The organism is Paraburkholderia sp. BGA-UO-ETr-F12 (assembly GCF_059567945.1).
In genome coordinates, this window is sequence record NZ_JCAQOZ010000062.1 from 135,633 (window position 1) to 162,218 (window position 26,586).

At 62.2% G+C, this 26,586-nt stretch carries 23 protein-coding genes; 10 read left to right on the plus strand and 13 right to left on the minus strand.

What is annotated here, in order from left to right; genetic code table 11:
• Nucleotides 1–36: 36 nt before the first annotated feature.
• From hprK to kdsD, 9 genes are all read right to left on the minus strand, one after another.
• A complete protein-coding gene (gene hprK / locus AC57B6_RS30660) occupies nucleotides 37–1,005 on the minus strand; it encodes an HPr(Ser) kinase/phosphatase (protein ID WP_007179412.1) in 969 nt (322 codons plus the stop codon).
• Between the two features lie 147 nt (nucleotides 1,006–1,152).
• Nucleotides 1,153–1,668, minus strand: coding sequence for a PTS sugar transporter subunit IIA (locus AC57B6_RS30665; protein ID WP_081833202.1), 516 nt, complete (start codon nucleotides 1,666–1,668; stop codon nucleotides 1,153–1,155).
• Nucleotides 1,669–1,972: 304 nt separating this feature from the next.
• Nucleotides 1,973–2,329, minus strand: coding sequence for a ribosome hibernation-promoting factor, HPF/YfiA family (hpf, locus tag AC57B6_RS30670; protein ID WP_028199089.1), 357 nt, complete (start codon nucleotides 2,327–2,329; stop codon nucleotides 1,973–1,975).
• A gap of 170 nt (nucleotides 2,330–2,499) precedes the next feature.
• Nucleotides 2,500–4,017, minus strand: coding sequence for an RNA polymerase factor sigma-54 (locus AC57B6_RS30675; protein ID WP_496422728.1), 1,518 nt, complete (start codon nucleotides 4,015–4,017; stop codon nucleotides 2,500–2,502).
• Between the two features lie 185 nt (nucleotides 4,018–4,202).
• Entirely contained in the window at nucleotides 4,203–4,988 is a 786-nt protein-coding gene (lptB, locus tag AC57B6_RS30680; protein ID WP_028199091.1) for an LPS export ABC transporter ATP-binding protein, read from the minus strand.
• On the minus strand, nucleotides 4,985–5,656 hold the full coding sequence (gene lptA / locus AC57B6_RS30685; RefSeq protein ID WP_028199092.1) for a lipopolysaccharide transport periplasmic protein LptA: 672 nt from the start codon (nucleotides 5,654–5,656) through the stop codon (nucleotides 4,985–4,987). Before lptA ends, lptB begins: the two co-directional genes overlap by 4 nt.
• 20 nt (nucleotides 5,657–5,676) lie before the next feature.
• Entirely contained in the window at nucleotides 5,677–6,285 is a 609-nt protein-coding gene (gene lptC / locus AC57B6_RS30690) for an LPS export ABC transporter periplasmic protein LptC (protein ID WP_028199093.1), read from the minus strand.
• The gene (locus AC57B6_RS30695) at nucleotides 6,282–6,842 is read right to left on the minus strand and encodes a KdsC family phosphatase (protein WP_030099919.1); all 561 of its coding nucleotides are present in this window, start codon (nucleotides 6,840–6,842) and stop codon (nucleotides 6,282–6,284) included. The genes lptC and AC57B6_RS30695 overlap by 4 nt, the downstream gene beginning before the upstream one ends.
• Nucleotides 6,842–7,825, minus strand: coding sequence for an arabinose 5-phosphate isomerase KdsD (gene kdsD, locus AC57B6_RS30700; protein WP_028199095.1), 984 nt, complete (start codon nucleotides 7,823–7,825; stop codon nucleotides 6,842–6,844). Before kdsD ends, AC57B6_RS30695 begins: the two co-directional genes overlap by 1 nt.
• Nucleotides 7,826–7,986: 161 nt before the next feature.
• On the opposite strand from kdsD, the gene AC57B6_RS30705 reads away from it, so the two are divergent.
• The 5 genes from AC57B6_RS30705 (at nucleotide 7,987) to purU (ending at nucleotide 13,294) form a co-directional block, all read left to right on the plus strand.
• Nucleotides 7,987–9,990 carry a monovalent cation:proton antiporter family protein gene (locus AC57B6_RS30705; RefSeq protein ID WP_028199096.1) on the plus strand — a complete coding sequence of 668 codons (2,004 nt, stop codon included), beginning with the start codon at nucleotides 7,987–7,989 and terminating at the stop codon, nucleotides 9,988–9,990.
• A gap of 127 nt (nucleotides 9,991–10,117) precedes the next feature.
• Nucleotides 10,118–10,684 (plus strand): adenine phosphoribosyltransferase, encoded by a 567-nt coding sequence (locus tag AC57B6_RS30710; protein WP_106352028.1) that lies wholly within the window; start codon nucleotides 10,118–10,120, stop codon nucleotides 10,682–10,684.
• Between the two features lie 45 nt (nucleotides 10,685–10,729).
• On the plus strand, nucleotides 10,730–11,344 hold the full coding sequence (locus AC57B6_RS30715; protein WP_028199098.1) for a LysE family translocator: 615 nt from the start codon (nucleotides 10,730–10,732) through the stop codon (nucleotides 11,342–11,344).
• Nucleotides 11,345–11,441: 97 nt separating this feature from the next.
• On the plus strand, nucleotides 11,442–12,305 hold the full coding sequence (locus AC57B6_RS30720; RefSeq protein WP_496422729.1) for an NUDIX hydrolase: 864 nt from the start codon (nucleotides 11,442–11,444) through the stop codon (nucleotides 12,303–12,305).
• 119 nt (nucleotides 12,306–12,424) lie between these two features.
• Nucleotides 12,425–13,294, plus strand: a complete 870-nt coding sequence (purU, locus tag AC57B6_RS30725) for a formyltetrahydrofolate deformylase (protein ID WP_028199100.1) — start codon at nucleotides 12,425–12,427, stop codon at nucleotides 13,292–13,294.
• 7 nt (nucleotides 13,295–13,301) lie between these two features.
• On the opposite strand, the gene AC57B6_RS30730 is transcribed toward purU, so the two are convergent.
• Complete coding sequence (locus AC57B6_RS30730) at nucleotides 13,302–14,537, minus strand: PepSY-associated TM helix domain-containing protein (protein WP_046566891.1); 1,236 nt, start codon at nucleotides 14,535–14,537, stop codon at nucleotides 13,302–13,304.
• Nucleotides 14,538–14,865: 328 nt separating this feature from the next.
• On the opposite strand from AC57B6_RS30730, the gene AC57B6_RS30735 reads away from it, so the two are divergent.
• Nucleotides 14,866–17,034, plus strand: a complete 2,169-nt coding sequence (locus AC57B6_RS30735; protein WP_496422730.1) for a TonB-dependent siderophore receptor — start codon at nucleotides 14,866–14,868, stop codon at nucleotides 17,032–17,034.
• A 50-nt stretch (nucleotides 17,035–17,084) separates the two neighbouring features.
• Here AC57B6_RS30735 and AC57B6_RS30740 read toward each other — a convergent pair whose 3' ends face one another.
• Together AC57B6_RS30740 and uvrA are read right to left on the minus strand one after the other, a co-directional pair.
• Nucleotides 17,085–18,170 (minus strand): AI-2E family transporter, encoded by a 1,086-nt coding sequence (locus AC57B6_RS30740; RefSeq protein WP_028199103.1) that lies wholly within the window; start codon nucleotides 18,168–18,170, stop codon nucleotides 17,085–17,087.
• 34 nt (nucleotides 18,171–18,204) lie between these two features.
• The gene (gene uvrA, locus AC57B6_RS30745; protein ID WP_216751761.1) at nucleotides 18,205–21,078 is read right to left on the minus strand and encodes an excinuclease ABC subunit UvrA; all 2,874 of its coding nucleotides are present in this window, start codon (nucleotides 21,076–21,078) and stop codon (nucleotides 18,205–18,207) included.
• Nucleotides 21,079–21,361: 283 nt separating this feature from the next.
• Here uvrA and AC57B6_RS30750 point away from each other — a divergent pair, with 283 nt between their 5' ends.
• The 3 genes from AC57B6_RS30750 to AC57B6_RS30760 all read left to right on the plus strand — a co-directional run bounded on the left by AC57B6_RS30750 (nucleotide 21,362) and on the right by AC57B6_RS30760 (nucleotide 23,616).
• A complete protein-coding gene (locus tag AC57B6_RS30750) occupies nucleotides 21,362–22,549 on the plus strand; it encodes an MFS transporter (protein ID WP_167346782.1) in 1,188 nt (395 codons plus the stop codon).
• 123 nt (nucleotides 22,550–22,672) lie between these two features.
• On the plus strand, nucleotides 22,673–23,212 hold the full coding sequence (locus tag AC57B6_RS30755) for a single-stranded DNA-binding protein (RefSeq protein ID WP_028199106.1): 540 nt from the start codon (nucleotides 22,673–22,675) through the stop codon (nucleotides 23,210–23,212).
• A gap of 257 nt (nucleotides 23,213–23,469) precedes the next feature.
• The gene (locus AC57B6_RS30760) at nucleotides 23,470–23,616 is read left to right on the plus strand and encodes a hypothetical protein (RefSeq protein WP_178369004.1); all 147 of its coding nucleotides are present in this window, start codon (nucleotides 23,470–23,472) and stop codon (nucleotides 23,614–23,616) included.
• Nucleotides 23,617–23,646: 30 nt separating this feature from the next.
• Here AC57B6_RS30760 and AC57B6_RS30765 read toward each other — a convergent pair whose 3' ends face one another.
• The gene (locus tag AC57B6_RS30765) at nucleotides 23,647–24,447 is read right to left on the minus strand and encodes a bestrophin-like domain (RefSeq protein WP_496422731.1); all 801 of its coding nucleotides are present in this window, start codon (nucleotides 24,445–24,447) and stop codon (nucleotides 23,647–23,649) included.
• Nucleotides 24,448–24,751: 304 nt separating this feature from the next.
• Here AC57B6_RS30765 and AC57B6_RS30770 point away from each other — a divergent pair, with 304 nt between their 5' ends.
• On the plus strand, nucleotides 24,752–26,392 hold the full coding sequence (locus AC57B6_RS30770; protein WP_496422732.1) for a methyl-accepting chemotaxis protein: 1,641 nt from the start codon (nucleotides 24,752–24,754) through the stop codon (nucleotides 26,390–26,392).
• Nucleotides 26,393–26,586 lie beyond the last annotated feature (194 nt).

Consider the following 26,586-nt stretch of genomic DNA (forward strand, 5'->3'; position numbering starts at 1 on the left):
CGCGGCCCCGGCACGGCGCCGCGGAGTGTCGCGGATTCAGATCAACTTGCCGGGAAACTGGCTGTCCGGGTCCTGCATGGCCAGACGCTGGCGATCCATGAAGTCGCGCAGCGTATCGATGCCGCGTAGTTGCAGGATCGTGTTGCGCACGGCCGCTTCGACCAGCACGGCGAGGTTGCGACCGGCCGCAACCTGAATCGTGACTTTGCTGATCGGCAAGCCGAGCACGTCGACGGTTTGGCTTTCCAGCGGCAGCCGCTGGAATTCGCCGTCGGGGCGGCGCACCAGTTGCACGATCAGTTTCAGCTTCATTTTGCGGCGTACCGCGGTTTCACCGAAGATCGTCTTGATGTCGAGCAGGCCGAGGCCGCGTACTTCGAGCAGGTTCTGCAGCAGCGGCGGGCAGCGTCCTTCGACGAAATCCGGGCCGAGGCGCACGAAATCCACCGCGTCGTCGGCGACGAGGCCGTGGCCGCGGCTGATCAGTTCCAGCCCGAGTTCGCTTTTGCCGAGACCGGAATCGCCGGTGAGCAGCACGCCCATGCCGAGAATGTCGAGAAACACACCGTGCAGCGTGGCACGCGGCGCGAGAATGCGCGACATGTAGAGGCGCAGGCTGTCGATCACCGCGGCGGCGGACATGGGGGTGGTGAACAGCGGCGTGGACGAGCGCGTGCAACGCAGCACCAGTTCAGGGGGCGCCGCGACGCCGCCTGCCACCACCAGAAACGGCGGCTCCAACGCGATCAGCTCGGCCATGTGGCGCGAGCGGTCTTCGTCGGTTTGGCGCTTGTAGTAGTCAATTTCAGCGTCGCCGAGCACCTGGATCCGGTTCGGGTGGATCAGGTTCAAGTGGCCGACGAGGTCGGCGCTCGACGTGGCATTGGCGACCGATTCCGAAGAAAAGCCGCGCTCCCAGCCTTCATGCCCCGTCAGCCAGCTCAGCTTCAGCGTGGCGGCGTTGTCGTCGAAAATGCTCTGGGCGTTGATGCTGGACGTATCCATGAGTCAGTGACTCCAATGTGGGCCGCTTGCCGGGCAAAGGGGGGCGCTAATGCGGACCGTTTTCCTTGCTCAGCGTTACCCGCACGCCGGCGGGTAACCCGCTGCATGAGCAGGCGGGTAAACGGCGCGCGGACAATCGCCGATGCATCAAGGTTGCCACTGAGTGAGCAGGCGATGCAACGATTCGCGGTCTTCTTCCGTGTGCAGGCGCTCGCGGGTCTCGCGGTCGGACAGCAACTGGGCGATTTCCGAAAGGATTTCGAGGTGTTGCTGGGTGGCCTGCTCGGGCACGAGCAGGAAGATCAGCAGCGAGACCGGCTGGCCGTCGGGCGATTCGAAGGGGATGGGTTCGGCGAGCCGGACGAACGCGGCGAGCGGTTGCTTCAAGCCTTTGATCCGGCCGTGCGGAATCGCGACGCCTTCGCCCAGCCCCGTCGATCCGAGGCGCTCGCGCGCAAACAGATTGTCAGTGACCGTGCTACGGGCGATGCCGTTCTGGTTCTCGAAGATCAGGCCCGCTTGCTCGAATACGCGCTTCTTGCTGGTGACCGATAGTCCGACGACGACGTTCTCGAGGGGAAGAAATTTGGCTAAACGATTCATGTTGACAGGCGAAAACGTGGCCTGGGTTCTCCTCGCTGGGGCGTTTGAGTGACGTTCCATTCGTTTGATGCTCACGGAAGACGTGCGTTGGAGTCCGAAAGCACAGGACTCCGGCAGACCGATTTCCGTATGAGCTAGCTTGACCCCGATGGTAACCGGAACATTATAGAACAGGGTAGCCACGGATGGTGCGGCGCGCCATCCATGCTTCATGGGTTTCTTTGCAGGATTGATCCGACTTGTGCCGCGGGGTGAGAAAGCGGCCCGGAAACGAAAAACCGCCCGGTTTCGGGCGGTTTGGCTGGGGTAAATAACGGCAACTGGGAAAAAGCGAAGGAATGTAAAAAAAGCCTTCTAATTTTCCTTATTGCGGCGGCACGTCCAGTAGGGGCGCCGGCTGGTACTTGATCGCGTCATGCTGATGGCCTTGCAGGCGATCCTTATGGCGTATCACTTGCCTGTCGAGCTTGTCGATCATCAGATCGATCGCAGCGTAGAGATCGCTGTCACAACTCTCGACGAAGATATCTTTGCCCTTGAGATGCAGGTTGATTTCAACCTTTTGACGCTTTTCCTTTTCCTTGTGGTTGTCGACCGAGAGGACCACACTGCCGTCGATGACCTGATCGAAATGTCTTAGCACCCTATCCAGTTTGGTGATCACGTATTCGCGCAACGCAGGCGTTACTTCGAGGTGGTGTCCACTGATCTGCAGATTCATAGTGCTTCTCCAAGCTAGAGGCCGCTTGTTCCGCACGATGACGAAGGTCCGGTCGATCTGTCGGCTTGCCTGAGTCGCCCCCCGGTGACTGACTTCTGGCAGGTCGCATCGGCCGGCCTGTCCGCCAACTGCGGAGCGGCCGGTAAATGCCCGTCGCGGGAGGCGGCGGGCTACAGAGACTTGCGCAGGTTGACTGCCGGAATCTTCAGCGCTTCGCGATACTTCGCAACGGTACGCCGTGCGACCACGAAGCCCTGTTCCGCCAGCAGTTCGGCTATGCGGCTGTCTGAAAGAGGAGATTTCGGGTTTTCCGCTCCTATCAGTTGCTTGATGAGCGCGCGAATGGCCGTGGATGAGGCCGCGCCGCCCGTGTCAGTCGAAACGTGTGATCCGAAGAAGTACTTAAATTCAAGCGTCCCGAATGGGGTCAGCATGTATTTACCGGTTGTCACACGCGAGACAGTTGACTCGTGTAGGCCCAGCGTATCAGCAATTTCTCGCAAAACCAAGGGGCGCATGGCAATTTCGCCGTGCACAAAAAAGCTCTTTTGACGCTCGACAATAGCCTGAGCGACCCGCAGGATCGTCTCGAACCGCTGCTGGATATTCTTGATCAGCCAGCGCGCTTCCTGCAGTTGCTGGCGCAACGATCCACTGCCCGGATCGCCACGGTTATTGCGCAGAATATTCGCGTATAGATGGTTGATACGCAGCTTCGGCACCACTTCCGGATTGAGCTCCGCCTGCCATCCCTGTGCCGTTTTGCGCACCATGATGTCCGGCACCACGTAGTCGGCCTCGGCCTTGCCGTACGCAGCGCCCGGAAACGGCTCGAGCGAGCGGATCAGAATATGCGCATCGCGCAGATCGTCGTCGTTCGCCTTCAGATGCTTGCGCAGGCGCGTGAAATCGCGTGCCGCGAGCAGTTCCAGATGATGGGCGACGATGTCCAGCGCAAGTGTGCGGGTAGGCGACTGCTCGAGCCGCAGCAATTGCAGCTTGAGACATTCCGACGCGGAGCGCGCACCGACCCCAGCCGGGTCGAAGCTGTGTAGCAACGCCAGCGCGGCATTCATTTCGTCGAGGTCGACTTCGAGCTCATCGGGCAGATCGGCCAGCACCTCTTCGAGCGTGGCGGCAAGATAGCCGTCGTCGTCGAGCGATTCGATCAGGAAGGTGATCAGCGCGCGGTCGCGTTGGCTTGCCTGGGTGACGCGAAGTTGCGCCATCAGGTGATCGCGCAGCGAGGTGCTCGATTCGTGGATTTGCAGCGGCGGCAGATCGTCGTCGTCCGACGCATTGCCGGAGCGGCCGTAATCGTCGAGATTCCATTGCGACGCATCGCCGTTGCCGTCGCTCGCGAGGCCGTTGTATTCGTCCACACCCTGCGGTTCGCCATTCTCGGCACGCTCGCTGCTGCTGGTGGACGAGGACGACGTACTGCCGCCCATCTGGTCCGACGGTGGCGAAGAATTGGGCGCCTGGGCGATCAGGGAACCGTCGGCCGCCACGCGCAGGGGGCTCGCGATCCAATCGTCCTCATTCTCGAGGAGCGGATTCTGCGAGATCGCCATTGCGACTTCCTGCTGCAGTTCGAGCGTGGACAGCTGAAGCAGCCGGATGGACTGCTGCAGTTGCGGGGTCAGCGCAAGATGCTGCGATAGGCGGAGTTGGAGGCTGGCTTTCATGGCAAGTTGAGATTCATTGTAGAGAGTTTGCCACGACCGCGATACATTGCGACATTCGCAATTACGCGTGCGCCCGTTTTCGCCAGCGTCGGGCGCGGGACGGCCCAGGTCAAAAATGCTGATGTGCGGATGCCGCAAAGGACCCGGCGCGGGCGCGTTCGCGCCGCCGGTAATCCCTTGGGCACTTACATGCGGAAGTGTTCGCCCAAATAGACGCGCCGCACGCTTTCGTTTTCGATGATTTCGCTCGGCGCGCCGGCGGCCAGCACACTGCCGTCGCTGATGATGTAGGCATGGTCACAGATGCCGAGGGTCTCGCGCACGTTGTGGTCGGTGATCAGCACGCCGATATTACGCTGCTTCAGAAATTTGACGATCTTCTGGATTTCCAGCACCGCGATCGGATCGACGCCCGCGAACGGTTCGTCGAGCAGAATGAAGCTCGGATTGGTGGCTAGCGCGCGGGCGATTTCAACCCGCCGGCGCTCGCCGCCGGACAGCGACAGCGCCGGATTCTCACGCAGGTGAGCGATCTGCAGTTCGTCGAGCAAGGCCTCGGTGCGGTTCGTGATGGTGTCCTTGCTGAGCCGCTTGCCGTTGTCTTCGTACTGCAATTCCAGCACCGCGCGGATATTTTCCTCGACGGTCAGCTTGCGGAACACCGACGCTTCCTGTGGCAGATACGACAAGCCCAGCGACGCGCGCTTGTGAATGGGCAGCAGGCTGATCGATTTTCCGTCCAGATCGATTTCACCCGCATCGAGCGGCACGAGGCCGACGATCATATAGAACGAGGTGGTCTTGCCGGCGCCATTGGGGCCGAGCAGGCCGACTACTTCGCCGCTTTTCACGTCGAGCGAGACGTCCTTGACGACGGTACGCGAGCCGTAACGCTTCTTCAGGTTGCGGACCACCAGCGAACTGCTGGTGCCGGCCGGTTTGCGATTAGGGAGGGAGGCGGAGGAACTCACTGGTTCGGTGCTCCCTGGATCGTGGTGGACGGCGCGAGTGTGGCCGACGCGCCGTTCAGCGGCGCGGGGCCGCCATTGCGCGGCGACAGCATCGCCCGCACGCGGCCAGTCGGATTGCCTGGGCCCGCGACGTCTTTACCCGCCTTCGCGGTATAGAAGTCGTTCTGGCCGTCATAGGTGATGACGCTGCCATGCACCTGGTCCATCACCGTCGAAAGACCTTGCAGGCGTTTCACGGTGGCGTTGGTGGTGAGCGTGGTCAGATCCTGTTTGCCGTCGTAGTCGATACGAACGGCCGTGCCTTCGATGTATTCATCGAGGCCTTCGCGTTTCTGGCGGAAATACGACAGATTGCCGCCGCTCGACGTGCCGGTGGCGTACTGGTAGCCCTGCGGGTCTTGCGTCACTTCGACCCGGTCGGCCTTGATCACGATCGTGCCTTTGGTGGCGACCACGTGGCCGGTGAAGATGTTGACCTGTTTGAGGTCGTCGTAAGTCATGTTGTCCGCTTCGACATTCAGCGGCTTGTCCTTGTCGGCGCGGTCGGCGTGCGCCAGCGGCGCGAAACCGGCGAGCGGCAACGCGACGAGCAGCGCAGCGAGTCCGGCGCGGCATGCGGACAGGGTACGCGCGCGGCCGGTGTCAAAACGGGGGAACGATTCGTTCATGCAGTCACGCCTGGAATGGATTACCCGGGTTGCTTGGGCGAGCTGGCGGAGCCTTCAGACGCGGCAATCGCGCCCTTCACATTGCCGAACAGCTGCATCACCCGGGTGACGTTGTTGTAATTCATGCCGCTGGCAGTCATCACCGACATGCCGCGCTGAAGTTTAACCGGCTTTTCGGTCTCGATCACATCGTCGTTGACCAGCACCCTAAAATGCTGCGAATCTGCTTGCATCTGCGGATCGCCGTTGCCGGCGGCCCGTACGATGCGGGCGTTGTCGTACAGATTGACGATCGAGGCGTCGCCGTTCACCGTGCCGGTGTCGCCGGTCGCGGTGACGATCGGCTTGCCGGGCTGGAACGCGCGCATGGCCGGCTTGACCAGATCGCTCAACTCGTCATCCTCGTAATGGACCAGGGACTGGGCGGTCAGCCGGTACTGCGTCGAGCCCGACTGGTCGAGTTCGGACACCGAGAAGTTGTCCGCGAAGTAGTCGGGCGTGTGCTCCTTGGGGCGCACCAGGCTTTCGTTCGGCCGCGGCAGCGTGGCTTGCAGCAGCCACCACGTAATGCCGGCGAGCGCCGCCATTGCGACGAGCGGAATCAGCGAGGTCCAGCGAAACTGATTCATCCGACGAGGCCCCGCTGTTCGCCGCTACAGGCCGCCGCGAGCAGCGCTTCATATTTGTGCTGCGCACGCAGCAGGGTGTCGCAGACTTCGCGCGCCGCGCCATGGCCGCCGCGTGCCTCGCTGACCCAATGGGCGCGGGCAATCACTTCAGGATGCGAATTGGCCGGCGCCGCGGCGAAACCGACCTTCAGCATCACGCCGAGGTCGACCCAGTCGTCGCCCATATAGCCGCATTGTTCCGCCGTCATGCCGGTTTGCTTGAGCAGGTCGGCGAACGCCTGGGGTTTGTCCTGCACGCCCTGATAGACGTGGGTGATATTCATTTCCTTTACCCGCGCCGCGACGATGCCCGACTTGCGCCCGGTGATGATCGCCGTTTCGATGCCGGCCTCGCGCAGCAGCTTCATGCCGTGGCCGTCCATGGAGTTGAACGCCTTCATCGTGTCGCCTTCCGCCGTAAACAGCAGGCCGCCGTCGGTCAGCACGCCGTCGACGTCGAAAATCATCAGCTTGACGCGGCTCGCGCGTTCAGTGGCGGTAAGGGGGGCGACGGGCATCAGATCACCTTCTTCGAGAACAGGTCGTGCATGTTGAGTGCGCCGATCAGCTTGCCTGCTTCGTCAACGACCAGCATCTGATTGATGCGGTGGCGCTCCATCAGTTCCACGGCTTCCACGGCAAGTTGATCCGGACCGATGGTGCGCGGGCCGGCGGTCATCACCGAGGCGATCGACAGTTCGCGGAAATCGCCGTCGCGTTCGAGCACGCGGCGCAGGTCGCCGTCGGTGAAGATGCCGGTCACGCGCTCGTCGCGATCGACGATCGCGGTCATGCCCATGCGCTTGGCGGTCAACTGGAACAGCGCGTCGCGCACGGTGGCGTCGGGCGTCACCTTCGGTACCTGTTCGCCGGTGCGCATCACGTCGCGCACATAAGTGAGCAGGCGGCGGCCGAGCGCGCCGCCCGGATGCGAGCGGGCGAAGTCGTCGCGGCCGAAGCCGCGCGCGTCCAGCACCGCGACCGCAAGCGCATCGCCGAGCGCGAGCGCGGCGGTGGTGCTGGCAGTGGGCGCGAGATTCATCGGACAGGCTTCTTTTGATACGCCAGAATTCAGATGCACGTCCGCCAGTTGTGCGAGACTCGATGAAGGGCGCCCCGTCATCGCGATCAGCTTGGCGCCGAGCCGCTTGATGAGCGGCAGGATCGCGACGAGTTCTTCAGTTTCACCGGAATTGGACAGCGCAAGGAAGACGTCGTCTGCCGTGACCATGCCGAGGTCACCATGGCTTGCTTCCGCCGGGTGAACGAAGAACGCCGGTGTGCCGGTGCTGGCGAGCGTGGCCGCGAGCTTGCGGGCCACGTGGCCGGATTTGCCGATGCCGGAAACGACGACGCGCCCACGGCAACCCAGGATGAAGTCGACCGCCCCGACGAAACCCTCGTCGAGTTGATCGCAAAGCGCGCGCACGGCGTCCGCTTCGATGTCGAGCACGTCGCGAGCGAGCGCAAGTGCCCGGTCGCCATTGATTTTCGCTATCATTCGCGGAGTATAGCAAAGGCGCTTGTTCGCCGCGCCGGGCCTGCTGTCCCAAGCCACTGCCTTTATCGCTGTTTTTAACGGCCCCACAACCTTGTCGCACGGCGTTTTGCGTGCGCGGTTCCGCTGACGAACGAGGACGCTTTACCGATGCGTTTTTGCCGATGATTTCCCCGCTCGAGATGACGCTGTTCCTGCTGCTTGCATCGGTAGCGGGCGTGGTGATCTTTCGCTTTCTGAATCTTCCGCCGATGCTCGGCTATCTGACGGTCGGCATCGTCGTCGGGCCGCATGCGTTCGGCCTGGTTCCGGATTCGGTGGGCGCGCAGAACCTGGCGGAATTCGGCGTCGTGTTTCTGATGTTCTCCATCGGGCTGGAGTTTTCGCTGTCCAAGCTGCGCTCCATGCGCCGGCTGGTATTCGGCCTCGGCCTGTTGCAGGTGATCGGCACGATTGCCGTGGCGGTCACGCTCGGTTTCGTGCTGGAGCGCTGGGTGCATATCACGTGGCAGGCGAGCGTGGCGCTGGGCGGCGCGCTGGCGATGTCGTCGACGGCGATCGTGAGCAAGATGCTGGCGGAGCGGCTCGAGATCGAAACGGAGCATGGCCGCAATATCTTCGGTGTGCTGCTGTTCCAGGATCTGGCGGTGGTGCCGCTGTTGATCGTCATTGCGGCGCTGGGCGGCGATTCGAAAGATCTCGCCAGCGCGCTCGGGGTGGCGGCCATCAAGATCGTCGTGGCGTTGGCCTTGCTGCTGATCGTGGGGCAGCGCTTCATGACGCGCTGGTTCAACGTGGTGGCGCGGCGCCGTTCGCAGGAACTATTCATTCTTAATCTGCTGCTGGTCACGCTCGGCGCGGCATTCATCACGGACAAATTCGGCTTGTCGCTCGCGCTCGGCGCGTTCATCGCCGGCATGTTGATCGCCGAAACGCCGTACCGGCATCAGGTGGAAGAAGATATCAAGCCGTTTCGCGACGTGTTGCTCGGCCTCTTTTTCATCACGACCGGCATGCTGCTGAATCCGCGCGTGATCTGGGACCATCCGTTCATCGTGCTCGGCTTTCTGGTCGGCCCGATTCTGCTGAAGGCGGTGATGGTGACCGGGCTTTCGCGCCTGTTCGGCGCGTCGCCGGGCGTCGCGATGCGCACCGGTATTGGCCTCGCGCAGGCCGGCGAGTTCGGTTTCGTGCTGCTGAACCTGATTCTCGACAAGCACCTCGTCGACGCGACCCTGTTGCAGGCGATTCTCGCCGCGATGCTGCTCTCGATGCTGGCCGCGCCCTTCCTGATCCAGAACGCGGATCGGATCGTGCTGCGGCTGTCGTCGACTGAATGGATGATGCAGTCCCTGCAGATGACGCGTATCGCGACGCAGAGCCTGAAGCAAAGCGGGCACGTGATCATCTGCGGTTACGGCCGGGCCGGGCAGAATCTGGCGCGCATGCTGGAGCACGAGGGGCTGTCGTACGTCGCGTTGGACCTGGACCCCGATCGCGTGCAGGCGGCCGCGGCGGCGGGTGAATCGGTGGTGTTCGGCGATGCGGGGCGGCGCGAATCGCTGCTTGCGGCCGGCATCCATCGCGCCGCGGCGATCGCGATTACCTATGCGAACACGCCGTCGGCCCTGCGCGTGCTACACAATATTCACGAGCTGGAACCCACGCTGCCGGTGATCGTTCGTACCGTCGACGATGCCGATCTGGAAAAGCTGCTGGCCGCCGGCGCGACCGAGGTGATTCCCGAAATCGTCGAGGGCAGCCTGATGCTGGCTTCGCACACGCTGGTGCTAATGGGCGTGCCGATGCGGCGCGTGGTGCGGCGGGTCGAGGAAATGCGTGACGAGCGCTATGCGCTGTTGCGCGGCTATTTCCACGGCGCGGACGACGTTGAAGACGACGACGGCCACGAACAGGTGCGGCTACAATCGGTGCCGGTCGACGAAAACTCGGACGCCGTGGGCCGCACGCTGGCGGAATTGGGCCTGTTCGATCTGGGCGTCGAGGTGACGGCAATCCGGCGGCACGGCATTCGCGGCGTCGAGCCGGACCCGTCCACCAAGCTGCGCGCGAGCGACATTGTGGTGCTGCGCGGTCTGCCCGAACGGCTGGCCGAAGCCGAAGAGCGGCTTTCGAAGCATCGCCGGGCGGGCGCGGCCGCAGCCTAGCGCGTAAGGTCGGCGTGGCATGATCTCGCCGGTTGGCGTTGCGTGCGCTGCGTGGGCAGCCATGCCTGCGCCGGCCGCACCTGAATTGGCATTTCATCGGACCTGTCGAGGTCCATCCGGAGACATCATGTCCAACGCGCTCGCGAGCGCGCCGCTCGATGCGGCCGACTACATCAAAAGCCACATCCGTACGGTGTCCGACTGGCCGCAGCCGGGCGTGCAGTTTCGCGACATCACGCCGCTCCTGCAGGAGCCGAAGTCGCTACGCGTGCTGATCGATCTATTCGTTCAGCGCTATATCGACTCGAAGCTCGACTACGTCGCCGGGCTGGATGCGCGTGGCTTCATCATCGGGCCGATTCTGGCTTACGAACTGAACCTCGGCTTCATTCCGATCCGCAAGCAAGGCAAGCTGCCCTACAAGCGGGTCGCGCAGTCGTATGAGCTCGAATACGGCACCGCGACCGTCGAGATTCACGAGGACGCCTGCAAGCCGGGCGACCGTGTCGTGATCGTCGACGATCTGATCGCCACCGGCGGCACCATGATGGCGGGCAAGATTCTGCTCGAGCGACTGGGCGCGGTGGTGGTGGAAGGTGCGGCGATTATCGATCTGCCTGAACTGGGCGGCTCGGCCCTGCTGCGCAACGGCGGGCTGCCGCTTTATACCGTGACTGAATTCAGCGGCCATTGAGCGCTGCATGCGAACTTCTTCCCGCACATAAAGAAGGTAAGAAATATGCCCAACTTCCTGTTGTTCCTCGCTACTTCGATCGCTATTACGATGGCGCCCGGTCCGGACAATCTGCAAGTGCTCGCGCGCGGCATCTCGCAGGGGCGTGCGGCTGGCCTCGTCGCCGCGCTCGGCTTTGCGGCCGGTATCACATTCCACACCACGCTCGCCGCGCTTGGCGTGGCCGCGCTGCTGCGCTCGTCGCCGGTTGCGTTCGAAGTGATCAAGCTGGCGGGCGCCGCGTACCTGATCTGGATCGGCATCAAGGCGCTGCGCAGCCAGGGTCTCGCCACCGCGCATGAACGCGCGCCGCAACCGTTGATGGCGGTGTTCCGTCAGAGCGTGCTCGGCAATCTGCTGAACCCGAAGGTGACGCTGTTTTTCGTCGTGTTCCTGCCGCAGTTCGTGCAGCCGCACGGCACGCAAAGCGTCACGGTGCAGATGCTTGAACTCGGCGTGCTGTTCATGTTGCAGACCGTGGTGGTGTTTTCGCTGTTCGGCGTGTGCGCGGGGATGATTGGCGGCTGGCTGAAGCGTCGGCCACGCGTGGGTGTGTGGCTCGATCGGCTTGCGGGTGCGACGTTCATCGCGATTGGGATTCGTGTCGCGTTGCGTGATTGATGTGAGCGAGGCCGCCGAAGTGATCGAATAAGTGATTGAGTGAGCGGCTCGCGAGCGCCGGTACGAAGCGCGCCAGAAGAACAGTTTGGAGTTTTGAATGACTTTGCCTTGCATCTCCGCCGCGCGCCGCTTCGACGCCCGCGCGCATTTGCCGTTCTGGATCGATGCCGAACAGGTCGGCTGGATCCGCTCGACCGATGTGCCCTTGCTCGCGCGCTGGCCCGATGTGTTTGAAATCGACAGCAGGCGCGTGGTGCTCGCATCGGCGTTCAACACCGTCGATCTGCGCAGCGCGGCGCTCGGCTCCGTGATCGGCGCGCTTGCCGCCGACGGCCGTATTCCCGGCTGGCGCAACGAGACCTACGCGGTCCGTAACGCATTCGATGCGCCGCCGCTTGCGTACATCGAGCGCGCGGCGTCGCGCTTTTTTGGCGTGATGACCTACGCGGTGCATCTGAACGGCGTCGTAGAATACGCGGATGGCGCCCCGCGGACGGCCGCCCCGCAATTGTGGATCGCGCGCCGCAGCGACACCAAGGCAACCGACCCGGGCATGCTCGACAATGTCGTGGCAGGCGGGATCGGCTGGGGCTTCGGCGTCAAGGCGACCATCGTCAAGGAGTGCTGGGAAGAAGCCGGCATTCCCGAGGAGATCGCCGCGCGTGCCACGGCCGGCCGCACTGCGCACGTGCTGCAATCGTTGCCGGAAGGCACGCAGGCCGAGCAGATTTTCATCTACGACCTCGCGCTGCCGGCCGACTTCGCGCCGCGCAACCAGGACGGGGAAGTGGGCGAACATAGGCTCGCGCGCATTGACGAAGTAGCGGCCTGGATCGAGGAAGGCGCGATGACTGTAGATGCGAGTCTCGCCACGCTGGACTGCTTGCTGCGCCGCCGCTGGATCGATGAGGACGCCTGTCAGGGTATCGAGACATTGTTCGCGCCGCCGGCATTTGTGTAGCGTTAAGCGCGGCTCGGGCGCCGGTGTGACGAACCGGCTGCGTCACGCCCCGGCTGCACTTTGCATCGAGTAGAACACACCGAACACATCACGCACTGAAGAAGGGAGTCACCCAGGTCATGTCGACCGATCACAGCTTTATCCTCAAACTGTCGTGCGCCGACCGGCCCGGCATCGTCCACGCGGTTTCGGGCTTTCTGTTCGAGCGTGGCAGCAATATTCTCGACTCCGCGCAGTTCGGCGACGGCCGTACCGGCGAGTTCTTCATGCGCGTGCATTTCCAGCAGGTGGGCGGCGATCCGGGTCTGGACGCGTTGCGTACGTCGTTCTCGACGCTGGCTGAGCAGTTCGGCATGCGCTGGGAGCTGCACGATGCGTCGGTGAAGCCGCGCGTCGTCATCATGGTGTCGAAGATCGGCCATTGCCTGAACGATCTGTTGTTCCGCTATCGCACCGGTCAATTGGGTATCGAGATTCCGGCAATTATCTCGAACCACAAGGAGTTTTATCAGCTCGCGGCCAGTTACGATATTCCGTTCCATCACTTCCCGCTGCTGGGCGGCACGCCGGACGCGAAGCTCGCGCAGGAAGCGCGCGTGCTCGAAGTGATCAACGAGCATCAGGCCGATCTGGTGGTGCTCGCGCGCTACATGCAGATTCTGTCGCCGCAACTGTGTGAATCCCTCGCCGGCCGCGCGATCAACATTCACCATTCATTCCTGCCGAGCTTCAAGGGTGCGAAGCCGTATTACCAGGCGTTCGACCGCGGCGTGAAGCTGATCGGCGCAACCGCGCACTACGTGACGACGGATCTCGACGAAGGTCCGATCATCGAGCAGGAAGTGGAGCGGGTCGATCACAGCATGACGCCGGAGCAACTGACGGCGATCGGCCGTGACGTCGAATGCGTGACGCTCGCGCGCGCGGTGAAGTGGCACGTCGAGCATCGTGTCGTGTTGAACGGCAGCAAGACGGTGGTGTTTCGCTAACAGCGGATCAGGAGCGCATCGCGGTCCCGCCCGCGTTCTGCGCGCCCTGTGCGAGCCGTGCGTTTTGTGCCGAACGGCGGCGCGCATTCAGTTTCTTCAGCCAGATCAGCAGTCCCGTTGCGCTCAGCACGGCGACTGCAATCCCCATCGCGCTAATCACAATCCGCCCGCCGAGACCGAGGATGCGTCCCGAGTGCAGCGGGAATTGCACCTGCATGAAGATGTCGCCGGCAGTGCCCTTGCCGGGAATCTGCGCGCCTAGCGGTTTGCCAGTGGCCGCGTCCCAATACATCCACGGATTGCCGAGGCCGAGATCGCCGTGGTCGTTGCCCGGTGCGTAGAAGCCGACGCCGTACGCGTGCAGGAGTTCCGCGTAGTAGACGCCACCCGGCGGCACAGTCAGGTTCTGTGCTTTGCCGGCTTGCTCGGCCAGCCGCACGATGCGCTCCCGGCTCAGGACCTGATCGCCGGGTTGAGGTTTGCGCAGGATCTCGGGGTTGTTGATCGGATCGGGCGTGAGCGTCGAGAACATCGACACGACGGGCCGAACGACCGGTGCCGACAGATTCATCGACACGGACGTCAACGCGACGATTACCAGCAGGCCCCAGATCCACACGCCGCCCGAGCGGTGCAGATCGAAGGTGAGCGCATAGCTGCCGCGCCCGAAGCGAAACGCGAACGACTTGCGCCATGCCTTGAAGCTCGGAAACGACAGCCATAGCGCTATCACGCTATCGAACAGCCACACGATCCCGACAATGCCCATTAGCCACGTGCCGGTATCGATACCGCGGGTGAACGGCAAGTGCAGCGTGTAGTGCAGCTTGTAGATGAACGGAATCAGATTGAGCGGCGCGAGCGAAACGGCGCCCCATTCACGGCGACCTTGTATGGCGCCGGTGGCGGGGTCGACGGCGATCTGATTGAAGTCGAGCGGGTAGGGCTGATGCGTGGCAGGGTTGGTGCGCGGCAGCACCATCATTTGCAATGTGTGGCCAGGCTCGGCGGTGAGTGGCAGATAGGTCACCTGCAGACGCGGATCAGCCGCTTCGACGCGACGTGCCAACTCGAGCCCGGACAGCGCCGGGCCGACGGCGCGCGCCTTGAAGAAGGACGGGTTCAGCGCCGCATCGAGTTCGTGATCCCACGCGATGATCGCGCCAGTCAGGCCGGCAATGAACAGAAACAGCGCAATGGCGATACCGAACCAGCGGTGCAGGCGGACGAGTTGCCGCCTCATGGCTGAGTCGGAGAAAAGCGGCGGGGAGCCTGAAGGAATATCACAGCAAAGGCGTAGTGCAAATGGGAATTGTTCTCATCTTATGGAATCGTGCCGCCGACTGCAAGTTTCTCGTAAGTGCGTCGCGGCGATGCCAGGGCAACGCGTTCGCTCATACCGTGTGAACCGCTTTCCGGCATGGCTTTCAGGCCAAATCGACATCGTATGTGCGACAAAATGTCGCATGGAAAAGCTTACATTTAGCATAATTCTTCGGCATCATCGCGGCCATTATTAAATGGGAATGATTCTCATTTGAATGATTTTCTTGGAAAAATCGGAATCAGCGATGAGCGTAAAGAACGGGGTAAAGCAGCCGACGAAACGGTTGATGGTGCGGCCATTGCACTTGGCGGCGTGTCTGGCATTTGCGGCGAGTCATGGGGTGTGGGCGCAACAGGCGTCCGTCACCCAGGCGACGCCGGACGCAAGCGAAAAAGCGCTGTCGACTGTCAAAGTCACAGCGACGCAAGATACGGCGCAGCACCTGAAAGAAGACGTGAGCAGTGGGGCGCTCGGCGCGCGCTCGCAACTCGACACGCCGTTCTCCACCGCCGTGGTCACCAGCGAAGAATTGCAGGATCGCCAGCCGTCCAAACTCGGCGATGTTTTCGCCACCGACGCATCCGTAACCGACAACGGCAACGCTTACAACGCATGGGCCACCTATGTGACGGTGCGCGGCATGCAACTCGACTGGCAGTCGGGCTTCAAGATCGACGGTCTGCCCTTTAACAGCTACGGCATCACGATGCCGTACGAGCAACTCGAAAAAGTGGAACTGCTGAAGGGATTGACCGGCTTCATGTATGGTTTCGGCGCACCGGGTGGCGTGGTCAACTACGTGACGAAAAAACCGCCGGTTTCGACCGCACCGGTACGCAGCATCGACATTGGCTATCAAACGGCCGGCGTGTGGAGCGAACACGCCGATCTCGGCGGCCGCGTCGGCCCGAACGGCGTGTTCGGTTACCGGCTGAATGCGACGCACGAAGAAGGCAAGACCTACAACGAAGGTAATGTGCGGCGCGATTCCGTGTCGCTGGCACTCGATGCCCGTATCACCCGCGACCTCAAGGCGAGCTTCGGCGCGCTGTATCAGGAACGTCATGCGAGCGGCATTACCGGGGCGATCTCGACGGCGCAATATCCGGGCACGAGCTTGCCGCGCACGTTGAGCGGCGGCACGGGCGACCTCTCCGGCCCCGACCAGCATCTGAACACGAATGTGCAGCTCTACACCGCCGGCGTGCAGTACAACCTGAGCGCGGACTGGACGCTCAATGCGACCTACAGCTACAGCAAAAGCTCGCGTGATCGCAACGAGAGCACGTACTACCTGCTGAACAGCGCGGGCGATTACACGGATAGCCGTTTCGCCGGCAAGGAAGGGCATCAGCTGAGCTTGTGGCAGGTGTCGGCGGAGGGCAGCGTCAAGACCGGGCCGTTCCAGCATCAACTCGTATTCGGCGCGGCTTATCAGCGGCAAACCAACGACTACGGCGCGAACAGTTTCTTCGGCCAGCTCGGCACGGGCAACCTCTATCAGCCGAACACCAATACCTTCGACAGCGCACCGAATTACTACACGTATCGCAACAGCGACATCACGCAGAAGGCTTTGTTCGCGAGCGATACGATCCAGCTGACCCAGCGCTGGTCGGCGCTCGGCGGCGTGCGTTATACGAACTACGAACAACACGGTTATTCGACTACCGGCGCAACCACGTCGAGCTATAGCCAGAACGGCGTCGTGACGCCGACCGTCGCGCTGATGTTCAAACTCGCGCCGACCACCACGCTGTACACCAGCTATGTCGAATCGCTGGAAGCGGGCAGCATCGTGGGCGATACGTACGCGAACCGCGGGGTGCAGCTCAAGCCGTTGCGCAGCAAGCAGTACGAAGTCGGGATCAAGAGCGAGCACGCGCGCTGGAGCGCGACGGCCGCGCTGTTCCGGATCGAACGCGGCTCGGAATACGCAAACAGTGCGAACGTCTTCACGCAGGACGGTCAATCGATCTTTCAGGGCGTGGAGTTCGGTGGCGACGTGCGTCTGGGCTCGAACTGGAATGTCGGCGGCGATCTCATGTGGATCAACACGAAGTACGAAAAAGGCGCGGCAAATAACGGCAATCGCGTGGCCGGCGCGCCGCAGTTCGTCGTGGCGGGTCATGCGGCGTACTCGGTGCCGTATGTGCCGGGCTTGCGCATCGGCGCCGACGCAAAATTCACCGGCAATACCAACGTGCGTCCAAGCGCCAGTCTCAATGCGCCGGGCTACCTGTTGGTCAACCTCGGTGCGAGCTATGCCACGCGTATCGGTGGCTACGACGTGACGTTCCGTGCGTCGGTCGACAATCTGCTCAATCGCCGCTACTGGCAATATCAGTATGCGGACTACGTGACGCCGGGCGATCCGCGCACGCTGTCATTGAACGCGCGCCTCGACTTCTGAGCGTAAAAAAACGGCCCCTCGGGGCCGTTTTTTTGTTTGCTGCTGCCTGCTCACACCAGCCGCAGATAAATCAATTCCCGCTTGATATACGCATAGAAGATCGGCGCCGCGACCACACCGGGGAGGCCGAACGCGGCTTCCATCACGAGCATCGCGATCAGCAATTCCCACGCGCGCGCCTCGATCTGACCGCCGACGATGCGCGCATTCAGGAAGTATTCCAGCTTGTGGATCACGATCAGGAATATCAGCGACATGATCGCCGCCGGAAAGCTCACCGAGAGCGCCACCGCGACAATGATCGTGTTCGAGATCAGATTGCCGATCACCGGCAGCAAGCCGGCGATAAACGTCACCAGCACCAGCGTCTTGGAGAGCGGCAAGGTGTCGTGAAAGATCGGCAGGATCACCAGCAGGAAGATGCCGGTGAAGACCGCATTGATCGCGGAAATCTTGACCTGAGCGAAGACGATGCGGCGGAAGGCGTCGGCGAAACGGGCCACGCGCGTGACGAACGCGGTGGATAGCGGCAGCCGGTGCATATGCTTTTGCGCCCCGACCGCGATGATAGCGCCGATGATCATGCCGATCAGAATATGCGTGAACGCGCGCGCCGCGGTCTTGCCGCTTTGCTGCAGCATGTTCGCGTGCGTCTGCATCAACTCGGTCGCCTTGGCCTTCATCTGCTCGGTGTCGACCGGCAGATAGTTGGCGATAAATTGCGGAATCCGGCCGCGCGCCTCGTCGATCAATTGCATCGCCTGGTCGAGCAGTTTCTGCACACTCGGCACGTCGTTCTCGAAGTGCTCGATGATGCCCAGCGTCAGCCCTGTCAGTGCGCCGACTATCACGGCCGAGAGAATCACCACCGCGAGCCAGCGTGCGCGCTGGCTCGACATATGCCGCTCGATGCGCGGCGCAATGGTGTGCACGAGTTGATACACGAGCAGCCCGGCCAGCAAGGCGCCGAGCAGCCGCAGTTCGATGACCGCCCACATTCCGATCAGCATCAGCACGTAACTGCCGATTTCGACCGCCGACAGCTTCGGCAGGCTCATGTCGCTAGTCAGCCTGACCGGGCGTGGGCGTAGGTCCTGCACTTCCCCGTCGTCGCGCGCCTGATTCCGCTTGGCCATGGCTTATTCCGTCTCCAACCCGTGTTGTGCTGCGTTACTTTCTGCTGGCAGTGCGTTTCAATAGCGGCGCCAGATACCTGCCGGTAAAACTTGCCTTCGACCTGGCGACCTGCTCCGGCGTGCCTTGCGCAATGATCTGGCCGCCGCCGGCACCGCCCTCGGGGCCGAGATCGATGACCCAGTCGGCGGTCTTTATTACATCGAGATTATGCTCGATGATCACGACGGTATTACCCTGGTCTCGCAAACGATGAATGACTTCCAGCAGCAAGGCGATGTCGTGAAAGTGCAGACCGGTGGTCGGCTCGTCCAGGATGTATAGCGTGCGACCGGTATCCCGCTTGCTCAGTTCCAAAGATAGTTTGACGCGCTGCGCCTCGCCGCCCGACAGGGTAGTGGCCGACTGGCCCAGCCGGATATAGCCCAAACCCACGTCCAGCAAGGTTTTCAGCTTGCGCGCGACGACCGGGACCGGCTTGAAGAACTCGTAGGCGTTCTCCACCGTCATGTCGAGCACTTCGCTGATGTTCTTGCCTTTGTACTGCACATCGAGCGTTTCGCGGTTGTAGCGCTTGCCGTGGCAGACGTCGCAGGGAACGTAGACGTCCGGCAGAAAGTGCATTTCCACCTTCAGCACGCCGTCGCCCTGGCAGGATTCGCAGCGGCCGCCCTTCACGTTGAACGAGAAGCGGCCCGCTTCGTAGCCGCGTTCCTTCGCTGCCGGCACGCCCGCGAACAGTTCGCGGATCGGTGTGAACAGACCCGTGTAGGTGGCCGGATTCGAGCGCGGTGTGCGGCCGATCGGCGACTGGTCGACGTTGATGACCTTGTCGAAATGCTCCAGGCCTTCGATCGATTCGTACGGTGCCGGCTCGGTAGACGAGCCGTACAGGTGATGCGCGACCGCGTGGTACAGCGTGTCGTTGATCAGCGTGGACTTGCCCGAGCCGGACACGCCGGTCACGCAAGTCAGGAGGCCCACCGGCAGATCGAGCGAGACGTGCTGCAGGTTGTTGCCGTACGCCTCGACGATGCGCAGACGCCGTTCGTCCGGTTCCTTGCGCTCGTCCGGGAATTCGATGCAGCGGGCGCCGGACATGTACTGCCCGGTCATCGACGCCGCGTTCGCCTGCACCTGCTTCGGCGTGCCCTCGGCGATCACCATGCCGCCGTGCTCGCCTGCGCCGGGGCCCATGTCGACCACGTAGTCGGCCATGCGGATCATGTCTTCATCGTGTTCGACGACGATCACCGAGTTGCCCAGGTCGCGCAGATGCTTGAGGGTGGCGATCAGCCGGTCGTTGTCGCGCTGATGCAGACCGATCGACGGCTCGTCCAGCACATACATCACGCCGGTCAAGCCGGAGCCGATCTGCGAGGCGAGGCGAATGCGCTGCGCTTCGCCACCCGAGAGCGTTTCCGCGCTGCGTTCGAGCGACAGGTAATCGAGCCCGACGTTATTCAGGAACATCAGCCGTGCGACGATTTCCTTGACTACCTTGTCGGCGATTTCGCGCTTCGAGCCTTCGAGCCGCAACGTCTGGAAATAGCCGAGCGCGTCGCGCAGCGGCCAGCCGCTGATTTCGAAGATGCCGCGCGCGTCGCCGTCCGAGCCGATCCGCACGAAACGGGCTTCCCGGCGCAGCCGCGTGCCGGCGCAGGCCGGGCAGGGCTGGTTGTTCTGATACTTCGCCAGTTCCTCGCGCACCGCGACCGAATCGGTCTCGCGGTAGCGCCGCTCCAGATTCGGGATGATCCCTTCGAACACATGCTCGCGCACGGAAGTGCGGCCGCGCTCGTTGATGTACGAGAACGGAATTTCCTGCTTGCCCGAACCGAACAGCAGAATCTTGCGGACCTTCTCCGGCAGGTCTTCGACGGCCGTGTCGATGTCGAACTCGTAGAACGCCGCGAGACTTTGCAGCATCTGGAAGTAAAACTGGTTGCGCCGGTCCCAGCCCTTCACCGCGCCTGCCGCCAGCGACAGCGACGGATGCGCGACGACCCGCTTCGGATCGAAGAAGGTGATCTGGCCGAGGCCGTCGCACTCCGGGCAGGCGCCCATCGGGTTGTTGAACGAGAAGAGGCGCGGCTCCAGTTCCTGCAGCGAATACGAGCAGATCGGGCAGGCGAACTTCGAGCTGAACAGATGCTCCTTGTCCGTGTCCATTTCCAGCGCGATGGCCCGGCCGTCGGCGAGGCGCAGCGCCGTTTCGAACGATTCGGCGAGGCGCTGCTTCATGTCGCCGCGCACTTTCAGACGGTCAACGACGACGTCGATCGTATGCTTGTCGTTCTTTTTCAGCTTCGGCAGCGAGTCGACTTCATAGATTTTCGCGACGCCTTCATTGGCGGTGCCGCCGCCCGAGCGCACGCGAAAACGGATGAAGCCCTGCGCCTGCATCTCCTCGAACAGTTCGACGTGCTCGCCTTTGCGGTTCGCTACCACCGGCGCGAGAATCATCAGCCTGGTCTCTTCCGGCAGGGCGAGCGCCGCGTCGACCATCTGCGAGACGCTTTGCGCTTCCAGCGGAATTTCGTGATCCGGACAGTATGGCGTGCCGACCCGGGCGAACAATAGCCGCAGATAGTCGTGAATTTCGGTGACGGTGCCGACCGTGGAGCGCGGATTGTGCGAGGTCGCTTTCTGCTCGATCGAGATCGCCGGCGACAGGCCTTCGATCAGATCGACGTCCGGCTTCTCCATCAATTGCAGGAACTGGCGGGCGTAAGCCGAAAGACTTTCGACGTAACGCCGCTGTCCTTCCGCATAGAGCGTGTCGAACGCGAGCGACGATTTACCCGAGCCGGACAGGCCCGTAATCACGACAAGCTTGTGACGTGGGAGGTCGAGATTGACGTTCTTCAGGTTGTGGGTGCGAGCCCCACGGATACGGATTTGTTCCACGCGTTATTCCAAGACTTGGCCCGTGACCCGGCGGAAAGAGGAGGAGGCTAAACCTGCTACTATAACGACTTTTCAAGACCGCCGTTACGGCTTCCTGACAGCCCGAAGAAGGCATGAGGCAAGCTGTAAGGCAGCGGTCCAGCGCCGCGGAGAAGAGGTCTAACTGGGGCCGATTTCCGCGAGTACAAGGCGCCGCGAGGCTCCAGGCGGGCGTGTAGCAAGGCCGCCGGCCCGAATGCCGCGCCGCATGCTTGCCGCCCAGCTCATTCAAAGAACGCTCCCGATGTCCAATCCGTCTGCTACATCCTCACGCATGAGCGCGCCTGAAATGCGCGCGACCGTGTCGCTTGCCGCCATCTTCGCGCTGCGCATGCTCGGTCTCTTCATGATCATGCCGGTGTTCTCGATCTACGCGAAGACCATCCCCGGCGGCGACAACGTGCTGCTGGTGGGGATCGCGCTCGGCGCGTACGGCGTGACGCAATCGATGCTGTACATCTTCTACGGCTGGGTTTCCGACAAGGTTGGGCGCAAACCGGTCATTGCGACCGGCCTGCTGATCTTCGCGCTCGGCAGCTTCGTCGCGGCGGGCGCCCACGACATGACGTGGATTATCGTTGGCCGGGTAATTCAGGGCATGGGCGCGGTGTCGTCCGCGGTGATCGCGTTTATTGCTGACCTGACCTCCGAAGAGCATCGCACCAAGGCGATGGCGATGGTCGGCGGCAGTATCGGCATTTCGTTCGCGGTGGCGATTGTCGGCGCGCCGATCGTGTTCCAGTGGGTCGGCATGAGTGGCCTGTTCACGCTGGTCGGCATCTTCTCGATTCTGGCGATCGGTCTCGTGCTGTGGGTCGTGCCCGATGCGCCCAAGCCGGTGCACGTGCGCGCGCCGTTCGCCGAGGTGCTGCATAACGTCGAGCTGCTGCGTTTGAACTTCGGCGTGCTCGTGCTGCATGCCACGCAAACGGCGTTGTTCCTCGTCGTGCCGCGTATTCTCGAGGCCGGCGGCCTGCCGGTCGCGTCGCACTGGAAGGTGTATCTGCCGGTGATGGGCCTCTCGTTCGTAATGATGGTCCCGGCGATCATCGCGGCGGAAAAGCGCGGAAAAATGAAAATCGTGCTGCTCTCGGCGATCGGTCTTATCCTGATCGGACAGTTGTTGTTAGGCGTCGCACCGCATACGATTCTGAGTGTGGCGGCGATCCTCTTTGTCTACTTTCTGGGCTTCAATATTCTTGAAGCGTCGCAGCCTTCGCTGGTGTCGAAACTGGCGCCTGGCACCCGTAAGGGCGCGGCGGCCGGCGTGTACAACACCACACAGTCGATCGGTCTTGCACTGGGCGGCGTGGTCGGCGGCTGGCTGCTGAAAGTGGACGGTCAGAGCGCTGTTTTCTTCACTTGTTCGGGGCTTGTTTTGTGCTGGCTTATAATCGCCGCACAGATGAAGCAGCCGCCGCGCAAGGCGTAAAAAGGCTCACTCAGAACTCACCTGGCGGCGGGCTGAGGCGCAGTTCCGGTCTCCGGCCCGCTGGCTTGAGACGTGAATCGTGTGTTGCCGCGCCGCCCGCAACGGAATCAACAGGAGAAACTCATGGCATCCGTGAACAAGGTCATTCTCGTCGGCAATCTCGGAGCCGATCCGGAAGTCCGTTATCTTCCGAGTGGCGACGCAGTGGCGAACATCCGCCTTGCAACGACGGATCGGTACAAGGACAAGGCGTCCGGCGAAATGAAGGAAGCGACTGAATGGCACCGCGTGTCGTTCTTCGGCCGGTTGGCTGAAATCGTGTCCGAATATCTGAAGAAGGGCTCGTCGGTGTACCTGGAAGGGCGCATCCGCACCCGCAAGTGGCAGGCTCAGGACGGCACCGACCGTTACTCGACCGAAATCGTCGCCGAGCAGATGCAAATGCTGGGTGGCCGTGGCGGCTCGATGGGTGGCGGTGGCGACGAAGGCGGTTATAGCCGCGGTGAGCCGTCGGAGCGTAGCGGCGGCGGTGGTGGCGGCCGTGCGGTCTCGGGCGGCGGCGCTTCGCGTGGCGGCAGCGGCGGTGGCGGCGGTGGTTCGAGCCGTCCGAGCGCGCCGGCCGGCGGCGGCTTTGACGAGATGGACGACGATATTCCGTTCTAACTTCTCGTAACCGCAGAATGTAACGATCAACCCCGCCTTCGTGCGGGGTTTTTCGTGTCTATGAAAATCGACACGCATCATGCCTTGGCCGTGTCGCTGCCATCTTTCCGACGTGCGATCATCGCGTCAGGATCGACCTCAATGTAGATACTGCGCATCGGTGCTATGTCGACTTTGCGCTGGAGCATCCGTCGAGCGCTGCGCCTCATTGTCTCGGCGCGGACGGCTTGGGGTTCACGGCATTTGCCGGGCCTCCGATGAAGCTTTCGAACCCGGCGGGCAAGCAGGTCGGCAAACCGCTCGCGACTTACGCCAACGTGCGTTACGCCTACACGATCGACTATTCCGACGACCTGCTGGTTGCCGGCCGGGAAGCTGACAACAGTGACAGCATCGCCGGGTAATCACAGCTCAGCTTCGTCAGCAAGAATCCCTCACCGCCGGAGGTGCTCCAGCGCATCTCTCATCGGCGAACTGGAAATCACGATTGGCCCGGTAAACGGCGTGTCCAGGTCGACGATCACATAGATCGCGGAAGCAATAGAAACTGCTCCGAGCGAGATCATGACCAATGCCAGCGCGTTGCGCGGCGCGATCAGGCCGAAGCTGAGAAAAATCACGCACAGCCAGAAGGTCAGCGTCACGAAGAACGGCAGGGAAATCGAACTGTGCGCTTCCTCGATGATTTGCCACCGGGCATCCACGGTTCGTCGGTATTGCGTCAGCGCATCATTGAGCACGCGCTGTTCTAACGGATCGTGCGCTCTCAGCTGCCGCAACTGCCGGCCCACGGCGGTCAGCATGTCGCCGAGCCGCACGTTCTCCAGCTTCTGCGTGTTGTCCTGCGTTCCGATGTCCCGCGGATAGTCACCGGTCGGAGCCGTCTCGCCTGGCCACGTCGATGCAATCGCGGCCGCCGTGTAGAGGCGCAGCAGGTGCCGGGCCTCATCCGTATCGCTGCCGTATTCCCGCATGGTCGTGTCGAATTCGATCAGATCAGCCGCGAAGGTGCGCAGATCATTCGATTCGGTATCGAAGCTGGTTTTCGCCGATGCCGTCATTAGTCCGAGCACCAGAGCGGCGAACGTCACCAGCATGCCGATAACCAACTGGATGAGTTGCACGGTTTCGTGCGCCTTGTGCTCCTCGGGCAGCAACGGTCGCACCCACACGCCAAAGCCGGTACCGACAAGCAACAAAGCGAAAACCAGCAGAGCCGAGCCTATTTCTGACATAGAAATGCTCCGGAAACGCGCGCCTTGTTACTTTCTACCAACCGCCGTTCGCCGACCACCCGGGTAGTCCCGCAAATGTCCTTGCGCGAGCGGCCGCCGACTTCCGCTCGGAGGTTGAGGCAGCGCAAACGCATGCGTCACCAACCATAAAGTTTTCTGTAATCCCGCCGTAGACCCTCTATGCGGCATTCGCTTAAATTTCAAACAAAAGTTGCGGGCCTGGCCGATGGGCTTGGGCGCAGCACGCGTGGCCGAGGCTAATTCTCTGAACATCCAGCCAGGCAGCCCAATGGAGACCAGCCCGATGCTGAAAAATCTGTCGATTCGAACCTGCCTGACCCTGATGATTGTGTTCTTTGGCGTGGTGCTGTTGTTCGGCGCCGCTGCGGGACTGTTGTCGTTGCGTTCGAGCAACGCGTCGCTGCAGCAGATGTACACCGTGGACACACCCGCAGTCGCCGATCTCGAAGGCAGCGCCGGACAACTGCTGCGCCTGCGTCTGGCTTTGGCGACCTATGCATCGTTGGTCGACCTGAACGATCAGGACGGCGCGACCGCGGTGCTCAAGCGGTTCGATCAGTACCAGAAAGCGTCGAACGATCGTCTTGCCCACTATCTGAGCCGTGCGAGCACGGATACCGACGAACAACGGTTGATCAAGGACATGCAGGACAAGCGCGACACTTTCCTGCATGAGGGGGTCGATCCGGCGCTGGCCGCGCTCAAGTCGGGCGACAAGACCGCATTCGAGCAGTTGCAGGCACACAAGCTGCCATCGCTCTATAGCGCGTACGAAAAGGCGATGCTTACGCTCGAGCAGTTGCAACTCGATCATGGCGCCCAGCGCTATCAGGACGCACAGGATCTGTTCTACGCGATCTGCATTGCGGTGGCGGTCGGCATGGGCTTGTCGTTGCTGGGCTCCCTGGTTGGGCGGGCGATTATGGTGCGGGCCATTGTCAGTCCGGTCGACGCGACTATTGCGCAGTTTCAGCGAATTGCCAACGGGGACCTGACCGGCCAGATCGACGTGACGAGCAACAACGAAATGGGCCGTCTCGCCGCAGCGTTGCGCAAGATGCAGGACTCGCTGATCGAGACGGTGAATGCCGTGCGTCACGGCACGGAGTCGATTGATACGGGGGTGAGCGAGATTGCGGCGGGCAATACCGATCTGTCACAACGTACCGAGGAGCAGGCCGCGTCGCTTGAAGAAACGGCGGCCAGCATTGAAGAGCTCACTTCGACGGTCAAGCAGACGGCGGACAACGCGAAACAGGCGAGTTCATTGGCCCAGGGCGCATCGAGCCTGGCGGCACAGGGTGGGGACCTGACCGAGCAGGTGGTGGGCACGATGCATGGCATCGTCGACGACTCGCGGCGGATTGCCGACATTGTCGGCGTGATCGAAGGGATTGCATTCCAGACCAATATTCTGGCGCTGAACGCTGCGGTCGAAGCCGCGCGTGCGGGCGAGCAGGGGCGTGGTTTTGCGGTGGTGGCGAGCGAAGTGCGCTCGTTGGCACAGCGAAGCGCGGCGGCGGCCAAGGAGATCAAAGGTTTGATCGATGCTTCGACGGCGCGGGTGCAGGCCGGTTCGCAATTGGTCGAACGTTCGGGCTCGACGATGACTGAAATTGTCGAGGCGATTTCCCGGGTGAGTTCGATCATGGGTGAGATTGCCGCGGCGGCGATTGAGCAGAGTACAGGGATCGATCAGGTGAATCTGGCCGTCGCCCAGATGGATGAGGTGACCCAGCAGAACGCTGCGCTGGTGGAGCAGGCTGCTGCGGCGGCTAGTTCGCTGGAGGAGCAGGCTCGCAGGTTGACTTCGGCTGTGGCGGTCTTCCGGACGGGGAGTGGTGTTTCTTCTTTTGCCGGTCGGCGAGGGGGATTGGGGGCTGCGCCGGCGATCGGGGAGTTGAGTGGGGTTGTAGGGGGGTGATGGTTTTGTTTGCCTGGTCGGCGGTTTTCTTGTTGATCTGGATCTTTGGCCTTTCCTTGATTTGTTAGTGGTTTATTGGCGTTGCCCCTGTGCGGGGCGGCACTTACTTTCTTTGCCGCCGCAAAGAAAGCAACTGTATTGAAGGTCAAGTGTTTGGGGTTCATTCGATCATGATTTCGGCGGACTCCAGGGCG